Below are 14452 nucleotides of genomic sequence, written 5' to 3'. Positions count from 1 at the left end.
ACCCTAATAGCCGAGGAACGTAACGATGAAGACAAAAGCCGCAATCGCATGGAAAGCCGGTCAGCCGCTCACCATCGAGGAAGTCGATCTCGAAGGCCCGCGCGCGGGTGAAGTGCTGATCGAAGTGAAAGCGACGGGCATTTGCCACACCGACTACTACACGCTGTCGGGCGCGGACCCGGAAGGCATTTTCCCGGCGATTCTCGGTCACGAAGGCGCGGGCGTGATCGTCGATGTCGGGCCGGGCGTCGGCACGCTGAAAAAGGGCGATCACGTGATCCCGCTCTACACGCCGGAGTGCCGCGAGTGCAAGTTCTGTCTGTCGCGCAAGACGAATCTCTGTCAGAAGATTCGCGCGACGCAAGGCAAAGGCCTGATGCCCGATGCAACATCGCGCTTCTCGCTCGACGGCAAGCCGCTCTTTCACTACATGGGCACGTCGACGTTCTCGAACTACATCGTCGTGCCGGAGATCGCCGTGGCGAAGGTGCGCGAGGATGCGCCCTTCGACAAGATCTGCTATATCGGCTGCGGCGTGACAACGGGCGTCGGCGCGGTCGTGTATTCGGCGAAGGTGGAAGCGGGCGCGAACGTCGTCGTGTTCGGGCTGGGCGGCATCGGCCTGAACGTGATCCAGGGCGCGAAGATGGTCGGCGCGGACAAGATCATCGGCGTCGATATCAATCCGGGCCGCGTCGAACTCGCGAAGAAGTTCGGCATGACGCACTTCATCAACCCGAACGAGGTGGAGAACGTCGTCGACCATATCGTGCAGCTGACCGATGGCGGCGCGGACTATTCGTTCGAATGCGTCGGCAACGTGACGCTGATGCGTCAGGCGCTCGAATGCACGCACAAGGGCTGGGGACAGTCGTTCATCATCGGCGTGGCGGCGGCGGGGCAGGAAATCAGCACGCGTCCGTTCCAGCTCGTCACGGGCCGCGAATGGAAAGGGTCCGCGTTCGGCGGCGCGCGCGGCCGCACGGATGTCCCGAAGATCGTCGACTGGTACATGGAAGGCAAGATCAATATCGACGACCTCATCACGCACCACCTGAAGCTGGAGCAGATCAACGACGGCTTCGACCTGATGAAGAAGGGCGAGTCGATCCGTTCCGTCGTCATCTATTGAGCGAAGGAGGACGCCATGCTCGAACTCATCGAGGAACACCGTTGTTTCGATGGCGTGCAGCGCATCTATCGGCACGAGCCGGAATCGATCGGCCTGCCGATGCGCTTTTCCGTCTTTCTGCCGGCGCAAGCGGCATCGGGCAAGGTGCCCGCGCTGTTCTATCTCGCGGGCCTCACCTGCACCGAGGAGACGTTTCCGATCAAGGCGGGCGCGCAGCGTTACGCGGCGGAGCATGGCATCGCGCTGATCGCGCCGGACACGAGTCCCCGCGGCGCCGACATTCCCGGCGAGAAGGATGCATGGGACTTCGGCGCGGGCGCGGGCTTCTACGTCGATGCGACGCGCGAGCCGTGGAGCGGGCGGTATCGCATGTATTCGTACGTGACGCAGGATTTGCGGCGTGCGGCGCTGGCCGACTTGCCCATACGTGACGACCGGCTAGGCATTTTCGGTCATTCGATGGGCGGACACGGCGCGCTCGTGCTGGCGCTGCGCAATCCGGACATCTATCGCAGCGTCTCGGCGTTCGCGCCGATCGCCGCGCCGTCGCATTGTCCGTGGGGCGTCAAAGCGTTCACCGGCTATCTCGGCGATGATCGCGAAGCGTGGAAGCAATACGATGCGAGCGAGCTCGTCAAAGGCGCTGCCGCCTCTCGCTTCGACGGCGGGATTCTGATCGATCAGGGGCTGGCGGATCAGTTCCTTGCCGAGCAGCTTTACCCGGATGTCTTCGAGCGCAATGCGCGCGAGGCAGGGCATGACGTGACCGTGCGCCGGCATGAGGGCTACGACCACGGCTACTTCTTCATCTCGACGTTCGTCGGCGAGCACATCGCGCATCATGCGCGGATCTTGTGCCGCTGACGTATTGAAACGCCGGTCGTGTCGCACGGCACGACCGGTTTCTCAGCGGTCAATGTCCGCGCTGTCCCAACAGACTTGCCCCGTACACCAGCGCCGCGAGCATCGTGATCCAGAAGCTCGTCGGCCAGTCGGTGTAATAGGCGAGCGTCAAGCCGATCCACGCCTGCCCCAACGCGAACAAGGCCGCGAGCGCGAGTCCCGCCGACAGCCGCGTCGTCACGTTTTGCGCGGCGGCGGCCGGTCCGACCATCAGCGCGAAGACGAGCAGCACGCCGACGATCTGCGTGCATGCCGCGACCGCCAGCGCGGTGATCGCAAGAAACAGCACCGAGACGAGCCGCAGCGACACGCCTTTGGCCTCAGCCAGTTCCGGCTGCAGCGACGCGAACAGCAGCGGCCGCATGATGATGCCGAGCGCGACCAGGCTCACCGCCGCAAGCCCCGCCAGCAAGACGAGCGTCGCGTGATTCACGCCGAGCACGTTGCCGAACAGCAGCGCGGTCGCTTGCGTCGCGTACGCGGTGAAGAAGTGCAGAAACAGCAGGCCGAAGCCGAGCGATAGCGAAAGAATCACGCCGATGGCCACATCGCGGCCCGACAGCTTCTCGCCGAGCGCGCCCATGCCGACGCCCGCCGCGAGCGTGAAGCCGACCATGCCCCAGATCGGCGGCATGCCGAGCAGCACCGCGCCCGTTGCGCCGGTGAAGCCGACGTGCGACAGCGCGTGGCCCGCGAACGTCTGTCCGCGCATCACGAGAAAATAGCCGACGATCCCCGACAGCACCGCGACGATCCCCGACGCCGCGAACGCATTCACCATGAAGTCGTATTCAAACATTGTGCGTGTGCTTTCCCTTCTTGCCGTGGCCGTGCTCACGGGCGTGCCCGTGGCCATGATCGTGGTCGTGCTCATGTTCGTGCGCGTGCTCCCCGCCTTCCTCGTGCGCGTGATCGAGCTTGTCGATCTCGACATCGCCGGACATCACGAAAATGCGGCCGTTTACGCGCATCACGTCGATGGGCGAGCCGTAAAGGCGCGACAGCACGGGCTTCGTGATGACTTCGTCGACGGTGCCGAGCGCCGCGCGTCCGTTGCCGAGATACAGCACGCGATCGAGGGAGTTCAGGAGCGGATTCAGTTCATGCGCCGAAAACAGCACGGTGATGTTCAGCTCACGCTGCACGCGCCGCACGAGTTCGACGACGCCCGTCTGATGACGCGGATCGAGGCTGATGAGCGGCTCGTCCAGCAGCAGCAGGCGCGGATTGCCGAGCAGACATTGCGCGAGCAAGAGCCGCTGGCGCTCGCCGCCCGATAGCTCCGACAGCGGCCGGCCCGCGAGCTGCCGCGCGCCGACGAGATCGAGCACGCGTTCGACATCCGCGCGAATGCGCTCATTGCGATGCGGCAACCCCCAGCGATGCCCGTCCGCCGCCATCGCCACGAAATCGCGGCCCAGCACGCGGCGCCCCGCAAGTCCGCTGCGAATCTGCGGCATGTAACCGATGGATGCGTTGCCGCGCATCACTGCTTCGCCGTTCACGCGAATCGTGCCGGAGGCGACCGGCACGAGGCCGAGGAGGGCGCGCATCAGCGTGGTCTTGCCGGCGCCGTTCGGCCCGAGCACGCCGATGAATTCGCCTGTGTTCACGGTGAAGCTCGCGTCGTTGAGGATCGCGCGTCCGCCGAGTTCGAGCGTCACGCGATCGACTTGAAGCGCGGCTTGCGGCGTCTGCGTCATCGTTGCCATCCTTGCAGCGCGCCCGCGAGGGCGTCGAGTTGCGTCTGCATCCATTGCTGATACGTCTTGCCGGCGGGCAGCGTCTCCGTCACGCTGATGCTCGGCACGTGTGCGTCCTTCGCGACATCGAGCAACCGGCGCGTGAGCGCGCCCGTCGCCTGGCTGTTGTAGATGAGCACGTGCACGCGCCGCTCGCGCAAGTCCTTCTCGAATGCGGCGATGTCGGCGGGGCTTGGTTCCGTCTCGTTCATCTCGGCGGTCTGGAAGCGCTGGTTACGCATCTCGAAGCCGATGGCGTCGGCCATATAGCCGAACACCGGTTCGGTCGCGGTCACCGGCACGCCCTTGTAATGCGACTTCAACACCGCGATGCGCGCGTCGACGGGCTTGAGCGAATCGAGGAACGCGGCGAGGCGCGCGTCGTAATCGCTCTTGTGCGCGGGGTCCGCGCCAGAGAGATACGCGCTCACCGCTTTCGCGACGGCGGGCATCGTCGGCGGGTCGTACCAGAGATGCGGATTGTCGCCGGGCTTCTTGCCGGTGAGTTGCGCCGCGACGATCGCCGTGCGCTTGCCATTGTCCTTCGATGCCCCGAGCAGCTTGTCCATCCACGGATCGTAGTCGGCGCCGTTGTAGACGACGAGCGCCGCATGCTGAAGCGCGCGCGCCGTCTTCGGGCTGGCTTCGAACAGATGCGGGTCCTGATCCGGACTGCTGAGGATGCTCGTCACTTGCACATGGTCGCCGCCGAGCTGGCGGATCACGTCGCCATAAAAATTCTCTGCGGCGACGACGGGCACGCGCGGCGTCTGAGCGATGGCAGCATTGCAGAGGCTGAACGCAGCGGCGATGCAAGTGAGGACATGCGCGAGTTTCATCGTTTTCCTTGTTGAATGCGAGATGTCATGCGCCGTGTTGCGCGCGGTGTTTGCCTTGGCAATCGCTGCACAGGCCGCTCAGTTCGACGACCTGATGGCGCACCTGGAAGCCGTGCGCGGGCGGGCTCGCGGACAGCGAGGAGGCGAGTTCCCGGCCCTGAATTTCGAGCGTCGCACCGCATTCGTCGCAGATGAGGAACTGGCTTTCGTGCGGCTTGCCGGCATCGCAGCATGCAACGAACGCGTTCTTCGACTCGATGCGATGCACGAGGCCGTTTTCGACGAGAAAGTCCAGCGCGCGATAGACGGTGGTCGGCGGCACGCGTGCGCCGCGCTTGGGCTCCATCGCGTCGATGAGGTCGTAGGCGCCGATGGGCTTGTGCGCCTTCAGCACGAGTTCGTAGACGTGCCGGCGCAGCGGCGTCAGCGCGAGGCCGCGCGCGTCGGCGAGCGCTTCGGCGCGGGCGAGCATGGTTTCGAGGGAGGCGGTCATGGCGTTTGGGCTGCGATGGGCGGCACGCGTCGTTGTGTCGAGACGCGATGATATAACGTATCACCCAAAGATGCACATGCGCTTCTTCGTCGACGCCGGGGATGGAGACCTGCGGGAAGTTGGCCGGCGTCAGCGTCGCCTAAGATCCGACAGGTGGCCAGCGCGTGCGTCGCGCATGATCGCGTAGATGAGAGGATCGTTCGTCACGCGGATTCGACCGATGTGCGTGACCTTTCCATTGACTGTGGTGGCGCCCATCACGAATTGGCAGTCGTCATAGCACGTCAGCGTACCGGTGCTACCGCCGTCCTGATAACGGACGGCAGGCCCCTGGCCCTTGCGCGTTCCGAGATACCAGACCAGAACACGGGATTCCACGTCGATACCGTCGGTCGGAATCCTGGTGTATTCGAACGCGTCTCCGCGCCTCCCGATATAAGAGTGATCGGACTCGGGCATTGCCGTGACGGAAGTCGGCCGGTCCCTGAGCGGCGCTTCGCCTGCGGCCATAGCATTCGCAGCGGTCAGCACGAGGGCCGACACAACACAGTGCGTGATCTTCACGTGATCGAGATGGCGAAGAAGCCGATGCACAGTCAATGACTCGCGCGTGAGCCTGCTGCCCGATGCAGGTCTCCCCTCAGGCTCCTGGCGTCCAGTTCGATACGGTTCGCGCTGAGAAACTCTGCCTTCGTCCGCCACTTCGACTGGCCATTCGGTGAACCGAACACGAGGTCGTCGTCCTTTGGCGCATCGTAGGTATCGGGCGCGGTCGTGAAGCGCATCTTCCTCGAGGCTAGGGCGATGAGCGTCTTTTTGCCGGAAGGCGAGACCTTGAACACGCGTATCCATGCTGGATGTTCCCCGAGCGCGGATGGGTCGGTTGATTCCTCGTCGTCCCTTGCGCTTGCGGGCGCCCAGTCAACTACGATCACGTTCACCGCCTTGCCGCTTGCGTCTAAGAGCTCCTGACGCTGCACCTGCTTGCCGAGCAGTTGGAAGCGCGAGAGGGGCACGTGAGACCCCGCTCGAAAGTATTCCGCGATCACCCAGTCACCTCCCGAGGAAACGATCGGAACGTCGCGGCAGCGATCGTAGCGGTAAATGTTCGACATGCGCGACAACACAGACTGCGGAACGCTTGCGTCGGGAAACGAATAACGGGCCGGCTTGAAGTCTGCGGTCTCGGATCTGATCGAGTTTGCAGCGTTCATGTCGAGAGGCAATTGTCGGGGCTCCAACGTGATCGCCATCAGCTGTCCGCCCGCTATCTTCGCAACATAGGGAGGGTGGGATGATTCCACGATCCTGGCGGGGCGCGCCTCTCGAGAGGAGGCGAAGACGCTGCCTATGTACGCAATGACCAGTAATGCGATGGTGGACAACAACTTCAGTAAGGGGGTGTTCATTAGTTTTGCTTCTTCCGTCGAAGGACAACTGACTTACTGCATGCAGTCCGCTTTGGTAAGTTAATAATTGCCTGAGCCTCAATGGATGAGCTCCTTCCGGGGTTTATGAATTTTTATTCGCGCTTTCTTTCCTGACTCCGGACAAGCAGCGTCGATAACGCGAAGCCTGAACTGTGAAAGTCAACTGAACCATCGGTGAAGTTGAAGTAATAGAATGTTCCGGGCAAAGCCGCAGTGGAAGTCCAAAAGTTTGCGCCTTCCCCGAAATCAGACAGGCGCACGCCGGGGAAGACCTTCGTGTTGATTTTCAAGCCATTGCACGAATCGACGCGCAGCGTTTGTAATTCATGACCCGACGGAACACGCCATCCGATCCCTGCGCTTTGTGCTGCCTTTCGCGCGTCGTCGTGACTTAGGCCGGTTGGTCGTCCATTGCATTGTTTTCCATTCTTATCCCACTTCATACCTACCGCACATCTCTTCCATATCAAGCCGGTCGCACGATCCATTGCCACATCGTCTCGGAAGACGAACGCATGTGATGAAAATTGAACGCAAGCAACCAACTTGGGGGAGTTACCTGCCAGCATAATCAACAAGGGCAGCGCCAAGCTCAATTTGATCTTTAGAGAGTTCATAGATGTTCCATTGATGAGTGTCTCCGGTCGAGCCGGAGTTGGGAACCTTGAGGAGTAACGGACCACCCGTCAACGAGAACAATCCGAGATCGGCGGTGGCATCGCCGGATCAACAGGGGAACCGGCATAGAAGCGCTAGGGCATTGGCGCAGTGCACCATCGATCCCTCGTTTTCCCACCTTGACATCGCCCCGTCCAACACCGATCATTCGATCAAACAACGAGCAATTGTTCGGTCGCAGAGCGTTCGCTCATATCGCGTCGAACGAAGACCCGGAGACATCGGTGAGACTGGAAGACAAGATCGCGGTCATCACAGGCGCGGCGAGCGGGATCGGCGAGGCGGTCGCCAGGCGCTATCTCGACGAAGGCGCCAAACTCGTCATCGTCGACGTCAAGGACGCAGAGGAGATGGCGCAGCGCTACGGCGACGCATCCGGCCGCGTGCTCGCGCTCAGCGCGGACGTCACGCGCCGCGAAGACATCGCGCGCATCGTGGCGCGCGCCGTCGAGCGTTTCGGCGGCATCGACATTCTCTTCAACAACGCGGCGCTCTTCGACATGCGCCCGATCCTCGACGAATCCTGGGACGTCTACGACCGCCTTTTCGCAGTCAACGTGAAAGGCATGTTCTTCCTGATGCAGGCGGTCGCCGCACGCATGGTCGAGCAGGGCCGCGGCGGCAAGATCATCAACATGTCGTCGCAAGCGGGACGGCGCGGCGAGGCGCTCGTCGCGCACTATTGCGCCACGAAGGCGGCGGTCATCAGCTATACGCAATCGGCGGCGCTCGCGCTCGCGAAAGAGCGCATCAACGTGAACGGCATCGCGCCCGGTGTCGTCGATACCCCGATGTGGGAGCAGGTCGATGCACTTTTCGCGCGCTACGAGAACCGGCCGCTCGGCGAGAAAAAGCGGCTCGTCGGCGAGGAAGTGCCGCTCGGGCGCATGGGCGTGCCCGCCGATCTGACCGGCGCCGCGCTCTTTCTCGCATCCGCCGATTCCGATTACATCACCGCGCAGACAATCAACGTCGACGGCGGCAACTGGATGAGCTGACTCCCGCGCGCGCCTTGCAGCATCGGGCGCACCGTCTATATTGAAACGGCGTCGCGGACGATGAAACCGCGCGATTGCATCATCGGCATCGCGCATCGACACAAAGCAGACAGGCGGCCCTCGACGACCGTCCCTGCGCCCGTGCTAACGAAAAAGGAGACGAACCGAATGAAACGCACCCAACGCATCGTTCCAGCACAGCCGCGCACGCGGCGGGCCAGCACCGCATTGCTCACGCTATCGGCGATGTCCGCGGCGCTCGCGACCGCGGTCTTCGTGCCGCTTTCCGCCCAGGCCGCGACGACCATCACCATCGCGACGCTCAACAACCCGGACATGATCGAGCTGAAGAAGCTCGCTCCGGCGTTCGAGAAGGCCAATCCCGACATTCAGCTCAAGTGGGTGATCCTCGAAGAAAACGTGCTGCGCCAGCGCGCAACGACCGACATCACGACCAATAGCGGCCAGTTCGACGTGCTGACCATCGGCACGTACGAAGCGCCGCAGTGGGGCAAGCGCGGCTGGCTGACGCCGATGACGGGCCTGCCCGCCAACTACGATCTCGACGATGTCGTGAAGACGGCCCGCGACGGCCTCTCGTACAACGGTCAGCTCTACGCGCTGCCGTTCTACGTCGAAAGCTCGATGACGTATTACCGCAAGGACCTGTTCCAGGCGGCCGGCCTGAAAATGCCCGATCAGCCGACCTACGATCAGATCAAGCAGTTCGCCGACAAGCTCACCGACAAATCGAAGGGCCAGTACGGCATCTGTCTGCGCGGCAAGGCGGGCTGGGGCGAGAACATGGCTTTCGTCTCGACGGTGGTGAACACCTTCGGCGGCCGCTGGTTCGACGAGCAATGGAAGGCGCAACTCGATTCCCCCGAATGGCACAAGGCGGTCTCGTTCTACGCCGACCTCCTGAAGAACGACGGCCCGCCGGGAGCCAGCTCCAACGGCTTCAACGAGAACCTCACGCTGATGTCGTCCGGCAAGTGCGCGATGTGGATCGACGCCACCGTCGCGGCCGGCATGCTCTACAACAAGTCGCAGTCGCAAGTCGCGGACAAGATCGGGTTCGCGGCCGCGCCGACGCAGGTCACGCCGAAGGGATCGCACTGGCTGTGGTCGTGGTCGCTCGCGGTGCCGAAGACCTCGAAGCAGCAGGACGCCGCGAAGAAGTTCGCCGCATGGGCCACGTCGAAGGAATACATCGAGATGGTCGGCAAGGACGAAGGCTGGGCGTCGGTGCCGCCGGGCACGCGCAAGTCCACCTACGCGCGGCCCGAGTACAAGCAGGCCGCGCCGTTCGGCGACTTCGTGCTGAAGGCCATCGAAACCGCGGACCCGAACGATTCCTCGCTGAAGAAAGTGCCGTATAGCGGCATCCAGTTCGTCGGCATTCCGGAGTTCCAGTCGTTCGGCACGGTGGTCGGCCAGTCGATCGCCGGTGTCGTCGCCGGACAGACGAGCGTCGATAACGCGCTGAAGGCGGCCAACGCCGCAGCCGACCGCGCGGTCAAGCAGGCCGGGTATCAGAAGTAAATCCACGCAGTGTGCGGGCCGCACGATGCGGCGCGGCCCGCTGGCATCATCGAGAGGTGACACGATCATGCGTCAACTGAATCCCGCCATCACCGATCACTTCGAGGAGTCCGCCGCCGAGCGCGACAAGAAGCGCGCGAAGTCGGTCCGCTGGCTCATCACGCCGTCGTCCGGACTGCTGTTCCTGTGGATGGCCATTCCGCTCGCGATGACGATCTGGTTCTCGTTCTCGCGCTACAACCTGCTCAATCCCGACGTCAAAGGATTCGCGGGCCTCGACAACTTCGAGTTTCTCGTCACCGATCCCGCGTTCGGACCGTCCATCGGTCACACGCTGACGCTGATCGTTTCCGTGCTCGCGATCACGGTCATCGGCGGCGTCTTGCTCGCCGTGCTGTTCGATCGCAAGTTCGTGGGGCAGGGCATCGCGCGTCTGCTCGTGATCGCGCCGTTCTTCGTGATGCCCACGGTCTCCGCGCTCATCTGGAAGAACATGATCCTGCATCCGGTGTACGGCCTCGTCGCCTCGCTGATGCGATCGATGGGGCTACAGCCGATCGACTGGTTCGCCGACTATCCGCTCTTCGCGGTGATCGTCATCGTCGCGTGGCAGTGGCTGCCGTTCGCGTTCCTCATCCTCTTCACCGCGATTCAATCTCTCGACCAGGAGCAGAAGGAGGCGGCGCGCATTGACGGCGCGGGTCCGTTCTCGATGTTCTTCTTCATCACGCTGCCGCATTTGAAGCGCGCGATCGCGGTCGTCGTGATGATGGAAACCATTTTTCTGCTCTCGATCTTCGCGGAAATCTATACGACGACCGGCGGCGGTCCCGGCACCGCGACGACCAACCTCTCGTATCTGATCTACGCGCTCGGCCTTCAGCAGTTCGACGTGGGCCTCGCATCGGCGGGCGGCATTCTGGCGGTCATTCTGGCGAACATCGTCGCGTTCTTCCTCGTGCGGATGCTCGCGAAGAACCTCAAAGGGGAGTACGAGTCATGAGCACGCATCCCGTTACCACCACGACTTCCGTGCCCGTGCTGGATCATGTGAAGCGCATCGTGCCCGGCGTCGTCGCGTGGATCGTATCCATCCTGCTGTTCTTCCCTATCTTCTGGATGACGATCACCGCGTTCAAGACCGAGCAGCAGGCGTACGCGTCGTCGCTGTTCTTCTCGCCGACGCTCGACAGCTTTCGCGAAGTCTTCGCGCGCAGCAATTACTTCGGCTTCGCGCTCAACTCGGTGATGATTTCCGTGGGCGTCACGCTCCTCTGCCTGATTCTGGCGGTGCCGTGCGCCTACGCGATGGCGTTCTTTCCCACGAAGAAGACGCAGAAGCTGCTGCTGTGGATGCTGTCCACGAAGATGATGCCGTCGGTCGGCGTGCTGGTGCCCATCTACCTGCTGTGGAAGAACGCGGGCCTGCTCGATACGGTGAGCGGTCTCATCATCGTGTACACGCTGATCAACCTGCCGATTGCAGTGTGGATGGCCTTCACGTACTTCAACGAAGTGCCGAAGGACATTCTGGAAGCGGGCCGCATCGACGGCGCGACGACGTGGCAGGAAATCGTCTATCTGCTCATGCCGATGGCGCTGCCGGGACTCGCGTCGACGGGACTGCTGCTCATTATCCTTTCGTGGAACGAAGCGTTCTGGAGCATCAACCTCTCGAGTTCGAACGCTGCGCCGCTGACGGTGTTCATCGCGTCGTATTCGAGTCCGGAAGGCCTCTTCTGGGCCAAGCTCTCGGCGGCTTCCTTGCTGGCGGTCGCGCCGATTCTCATCGTCGGGTGGCTGTCGCAGAAGCAGCTCGTGCGCGGTCTCACCTTCGGCGCGGTCAAGTGAGGACGGGCTCGTGACATCAAGTTCATTCGAAGCGGCCCGTATCGGCGATCACCTGATGATCTGCGATTGCGACGGCGTGCTGATCGACAGCGAAGCGGTGGCGGCGCGGATGCTCGTCACCGAGCTTGTGGCATTGTGGCCGGGCGTCGATGTGGAGCCGGTCGTGCTGCCGCTGCTCGGCTTGCGCATCGAAGCGGTGCTCGCGAGCGCCGCCGATACCGTGAACCGCACGCTCACACCGGAGCAGGTCGGCGCAATCCGGCGTTCGGTCGAAGCGGCGGCGGTGCAGGCGCCGCCCGTGGAAGGCATCGAAGCGGCGCTCGCCGCGGTGCCGCTCAACAAGGCCTGCGCGAGCAACAGCTTTTCTTCGTATGTCGATGCCGTGCTGCAACGCACGGGCCTCGTGCGCTTTTTCGGCGAGCGGCGTTTCTGCGCGGACATGGTGGCGAATCCGAAGCCCGCGCCCGACGTGTATCTCGCGGCGGCCCGCGCGATGAGCGTCGATCCGCTGCGCTGTCTCGTCGTCGAGGATAGCGTGACGGGCGTGACGGCGGCGAGGGCGGCGGGCATGCCGGTGCTCGGCTTCATCGGCGGCGGACATGCGACGGAAGGGCAGATCGGCGCGCTCAGGCGCGCGGGCGCTGAAATCGTGTTCGACGATATGGCGCGCCTGCCCGCGCTCGTCGATCAATGGCTCAAGCACGCGACGTTCGACGCGAAGTAGCGCGTGACTCAAGAATGCATGGAGAGACAATCATGGCTAGCCTGACCCTGCGCAATATCAACAAGCGATACGAAGACACCGAGGTGATGAAGAGCGTCAACCTCGATATCGATGACGGCGAGTTCGTCGTGTTCGTCGGGCCATCGGGCTGCGGCAAGTCCACGCTGATGCGCATGATCGCGGGTCTCGAGGAGATCAGCGGCGGCGAACTGATGATCGACGGCACGCGCGTGAACGATCTGCCGCCCGCCAAGCGCGGCATCGCGATGGTGTTCCAGTCGTATGCGCTCTATCCGCACATGACGCTCTACGACAACATGGCCTTCGGCCTCAAGCTCGCGGGCGAAAAGAAGCCGGCCATCGACGCGGCGGTGAAGCAGGCCGCGAAGATCCTGCACATCGATCATCTGCTGGACAGGAAGCCTAAGCAATTGTCGGGCGGCCAGCGTCAGCGCGTCGCGATCGGCCGCGCGATCACGCGCAAGCCCAAAGTGTTCCTGTTCGATGAACCGCTCTCGAACCTCGACGCCGCGCTGCGCGTGAAGATGCGCCTCGAGTTCGCGCGCCTCCACGACGATCTCAAGACGACGATGATCTACGTGACGCACGATCAGGTCGAGGCGATGACGCTCGCGGACAAGATCGTCGTGCTGTCGGCGGGCAATGTTGAGCAGGTCGGCACGCCGAACATGCTGTATCACGCGCCGGCGAACAAGTTCGTGGCGGGCTTCATCGGCTCGCCGAAGATGAACTTCCTCTCGGGGACCGTGGTGCAGGTGCGCGACGGCGGCGTGCTCGTGAAGTACGCGACCGGCGAAGCGCAACTCGTCGGCGTGCTGCCGGGCAATGCAAAGCCGGGCGATGCGGTGACGGTCGGCATCCGGCCGGAGCATCTGCAGCCGGTGGCGGCGTCGGGCGAATATGGCGTGTCGGCATCGACGATGACGGTCGAGACGCTCGGCGACGCCGCGTATCTCTACGCCGAAACGCAAGTCGCGCCGGATGGCCTCATCTCGCGCATTCCGCCGCTGGAAAAACATGCGCGCGGCGAGAAGCTGAAGCTCGGCGCGGAGCCGGACCACTGCCACATGTTCGACGCTGAAGGACAGGCCTTCCAACGCAACGCGGTCGAGGCTTATCTGAAGGATCATCCGGAAGTCAGGCCGATGCGCGCTTCGGCGTGAATAACGTTTGATCGGTCGATGGACGCGCCATAATGCGGCTTCGCCTTCGCTCATCCATCGACCATCATGCCCGTCATCAACGAACTCTTCGTTTATCCGATCAAGTCCTGCGCGGGCATCGCCGTGCAACGCGCGACGCTGCTCGAAACCGGCCTCGAATACGACCGCAACTGGATGGTCACCGACGCATCGGGCGGCATGATCACGCAGCGCACGCACCCGCGCATGGCGCTGATCACGACCGCAATCGATGGCGAATACCTGAGGATCGGCGCACCCGGCATGCCGACGCTGCGCACGCCGCTCGATGCACGCGCGCTGAGCGGCGCGGATCGCATGAAGGCGACGGTATGGCGCGACACGGTGGAGGCGCTCGACACGGGCCGTGAATCGTCGCAATGGTTCGGCGATTTCCTGGGCGTACCGGCGAAGCTCGCGCGCTTTGCGCCGGAAGCGCGCCGCGCGGTCGACGAGAAATGGACCGCGCCGCTTTCGGCCGAGACGCGCTTTGCCGACGGTTTCCCGCTGCTCGTGCTCGGCCAGGCATCGCTCGACGATCTCAATGCGCGGCTCGCGGGCAACGGTGCGCCGGCGGTATCGGCGGATCGGTTCCGGCCGAATGTGGTCGTGGGCGGGCTGGATGCGTTCGAGGAAGATTACGTTGGCGACATGACGATTCGCGCGACCAACGGCGATGTGCGGCTGCGGCTCGTCAAGCTCTGCACGCGCTGCCCGGTGCCGACGATCGATCAGCTGACCGGCGCGCCGAATCCTGCCTGGCCGCACGAGCCGCTCGACACGATGAGCACGTTCCGCGCAAGCGAGCAGCACGGCGGCAAGCTGACGTTCGGGAAGAATGCGATCGTCGTCGATGGCGGGGGCATCGTGCTCGAAGCGGGGCAGGCGGTCGACGCCGAGATTGCGTTCTGAGCG

Annotated in this window: 16 protein-coding genes; 9 read left to right on the top strand and 7 right to left on the bottom strand. The window is 63.3% G+C overall.

The window, feature by feature from the left end; translation table 11 throughout:
• The first annotated feature begins 25 nt into the window (after positions 1-25).
• Together P9220_RS01275 and fghA are read left to right on the top strand one after the other, a co-directional pair.
• Positions 26-1132 (top strand): S-(hydroxymethyl)glutathione dehydrogenase/class III alcohol dehydrogenase, encoded by a 1107-nt coding sequence (locus P9220_RS01275; RefSeq protein WP_309763205.1) that lies wholly within the window; start codon positions 26-28, stop codon positions 1130-1132.
• A gap of 15 nt (positions 1133-1147) precedes the next feature.
• Positions 1148-1996, top strand: coding sequence for an S-formylglutathione hydrolase (gene fghA, locus P9220_RS01270; protein ID WP_309763204.1), 849 nt, complete (start codon positions 1148-1150; stop codon positions 1994-1996).
• 49 nt (positions 1997-2045) lie between these two features.
• On the opposite strand, the gene P9220_RS01265 is transcribed toward fghA, so the two are convergent.
• The 7 genes from P9220_RS01265 to P9220_RS01235 all read right to left on the bottom strand — a co-directional run bounded on the left by P9220_RS01265 (position 2046) and on the right by P9220_RS01235 (position 7156).
• The gene (locus tag P9220_RS01265) at positions 2046-2834 is read right to left on the bottom strand and encodes a metal ABC transporter permease (RefSeq protein WP_309763203.1); all 789 of its coding nucleotides are present in this window, start codon (positions 2832-2834) and stop codon (positions 2046-2048) included.
• A complete protein-coding gene (locus P9220_RS01260) occupies positions 2827-3738 on the bottom strand; it encodes a metal ABC transporter ATP-binding protein (RefSeq protein WP_404980387.1) in 912 nt (303 codons plus the stop codon). The genes P9220_RS01265 and P9220_RS01260 overlap by 8 nt, the downstream gene beginning before the upstream one ends.
• On the bottom strand, positions 3735-4616 hold the full coding sequence (locus P9220_RS01255) for a metal ABC transporter solute-binding protein (RefSeq protein WP_309763201.1): 882 nt from the start codon (positions 4614-4616) through the stop codon (positions 3735-3737). Before P9220_RS01255 ends, P9220_RS01260 begins: the two co-directional genes overlap by 4 nt.
• Positions 4617-4641: 25 nt before the next feature.
• Positions 4642-5109: a Fur family transcriptional regulator gene (locus tag P9220_RS01250; protein ID WP_309763200.1), complete on the bottom strand. Its 468-nt coding sequence runs from the start codon at positions 5107-5109 to the stop codon at positions 4642-4644.
• A gap of 129 nt (positions 5110-5238) precedes the next feature.
• Positions 5239-5673 (bottom strand): hypothetical protein, encoded by a 435-nt coding sequence (locus P9220_RS01245; protein WP_309763199.1) that lies wholly within the window; start codon positions 5671-5673, stop codon positions 5239-5241.
• Positions 5674-5705: 32 nt separating this feature from the next.
• Positions 5706-6518, bottom strand: a complete 813-nt coding sequence (locus P9220_RS01240; protein ID WP_309763198.1) for a hypothetical protein — start codon at positions 6516-6518, stop codon at positions 5706-5708.
• Positions 6519-6631: 113 nt separating this feature from the next.
• Positions 6632-7156, bottom strand: a complete 525-nt coding sequence (locus P9220_RS01235) for a DUF1566 domain-containing protein (RefSeq protein WP_309763197.1) — start codon at positions 7154-7156, stop codon at positions 6632-6634.
• A gap of 285 nt (positions 7157-7441) precedes the next feature.
• On the opposite strand from P9220_RS01235, the gene P9220_RS01230 reads away from it, so the two are divergent.
• The 7 genes from P9220_RS01230 (at position 7442) to P9220_RS01200 (ending at position 14449) form a co-directional block, all read left to right on the top strand.
• On the top strand, positions 7442-8215 hold the full coding sequence (locus P9220_RS01230; RefSeq protein ID WP_309765338.1) for an L-iditol 2-dehydrogenase: 774 nt from the start codon (positions 7442-7444) through the stop codon (positions 8213-8215).
• 246 nt (positions 8216-8461) lie between these two features.
• Positions 8462-9760 (top strand): sugar ABC transporter substrate-binding protein, encoded by a 1299-nt coding sequence (locus P9220_RS01225; protein WP_309765337.1) that lies wholly within the window; start codon positions 8462-8464, stop codon positions 9758-9760.
• A 67-nt stretch (positions 9761-9827) separates the two neighbouring features.
• Positions 9828-10763 carry a sugar ABC transporter permease gene (locus P9220_RS01220; protein ID WP_309763196.1) on the top strand — a complete coding sequence of 312 codons (936 nt, stop codon included), beginning with the start codon at positions 9828-9830 and terminating at the stop codon, positions 10761-10763.
• A complete protein-coding gene (locus tag P9220_RS01215) occupies positions 10760-11611 on the top strand; it encodes a carbohydrate ABC transporter permease (RefSeq protein WP_309763195.1) in 852 nt (283 codons plus the stop codon). The genes P9220_RS01220 and P9220_RS01215 overlap by 4 nt, the downstream gene beginning before the upstream one ends.
• A 55-nt stretch (positions 11612-11666) precedes the next feature.
• Entirely contained in the window at positions 11667-12335 is a 669-nt protein-coding gene (locus tag P9220_RS01210) for an HAD-IA family hydrolase (RefSeq protein ID WP_309765336.1), read from the top strand.
• A 32-nt stretch (positions 12336-12367) separates the two neighbouring features.
• Entirely contained in the window at positions 12368-13519 is a 1152-nt protein-coding gene (locus P9220_RS01205) for a sn-glycerol-3-phosphate ABC transporter ATP-binding protein UgpC (protein WP_309763194.1), read from the top strand.
• A gap of 66 nt (positions 13520-13585) precedes the next feature.
• On the top strand, positions 13586-14449 hold the full coding sequence (locus P9220_RS01200; protein WP_309763193.1) for an MOSC N-terminal beta barrel domain-containing protein: 864 nt from the start codon (positions 13586-13588) through the stop codon (positions 14447-14449).
• Positions 14450-14452: the final 3 nt, after the last annotated feature.

It is taken from the genome of Caballeronia sp. LZ016 (assembly GCF_031450805.1).
Taxonomy (GTDB): domain Bacteria; phylum Pseudomonadota; class Gammaproteobacteria; order Burkholderiales; family Burkholderiaceae; genus Caballeronia.
This window is presented reverse-complemented; position numbering and strand designations above follow the sequence as displayed.

Coding starts and splice junctions, on each gene's coding strand:
- P9220_RS01275 (WP_309763205.1), top strand. CDS start 26: ATGAAGACAAAAGCCGCAATCGCATGGAAAGCCGGTCAGCCGCTCACC.
- fghA (WP_309763204.1), top strand. CDS start 1,148: ATGCTCGAACTCATCGAGGAACACCGTTGTTTCGATGGCGTGCAGCGC.
- P9220_RS01265 (WP_309763203.1), bottom strand. CDS start 2,834: ATGTTTGAATACGACTTCATGGTGAATGCGTTCGCGGCGTCGGGGATC.
- P9220_RS01260 (WP_404980387.1), bottom strand. CDS start 3,738: ATGACGCAGACGCCGCAAGCCGCGCTTCAAGTCGATCGCGTGACGCTC.
- P9220_RS01255 (WP_309763201.1), bottom strand. CDS start 4,616: ATGAAACTCGCGCATGTCCTCACTTGCATCGCCGCTGCGTTCAGCCTC.
- P9220_RS01250 (WP_309763200.1), bottom strand. CDS start 5,109: ATGACCGCCTCCCTCGAAACCATGCTCGCCCGCGCCGAAGCGCTCGCC.
- P9220_RS01240 (WP_309763198.1), bottom strand. CDS start 6,518: ATGAACACCCCCTTACTGAAGTTGTTGTCCACCATCGCATTACTGGTC.
- P9220_RS01235 (WP_309763197.1), bottom strand. CDS start 7,156: ATGAACTCTCTAAAGATCAAATTGAGCTTGGCGCTGCCCTTGTTGATT.
- P9220_RS01225 (WP_309765337.1), top strand. CDS start 8,462: ATGTCCGCGGCGCTCGCGACCGCGGTCTTCGTGCCGCTTTCCGCCCAG.
- P9220_RS01220 (WP_309763196.1), top strand. CDS start 9,828: ATGCGTCAACTGAATCCCGCCATCACCGATCACTTCGAGGAGTCCGCC.
- P9220_RS01215 (WP_309763195.1), top strand. CDS start 10,760: ATGAGCACGCATCCCGTTACCACCACGACTTCCGTGCCCGTGCTGGAT.
- P9220_RS01210 (WP_309765336.1), top strand. CDS start 11,667: ATGATCTGCGATTGCGACGGCGTGCTGATCGACAGCGAAGCGGTGGCG.
- P9220_RS01205 (WP_309763194.1), top strand. CDS start 12,368: ATGGCTAGCCTGACCCTGCGCAATATCAACAAGCGATACGAAGACACC.
- P9220_RS01200 (WP_309763193.1), top strand. CDS start 13,586: ATGCCCGTCATCAACGAACTCTTCGTTTATCCGATCAAGTCCTGCGCG.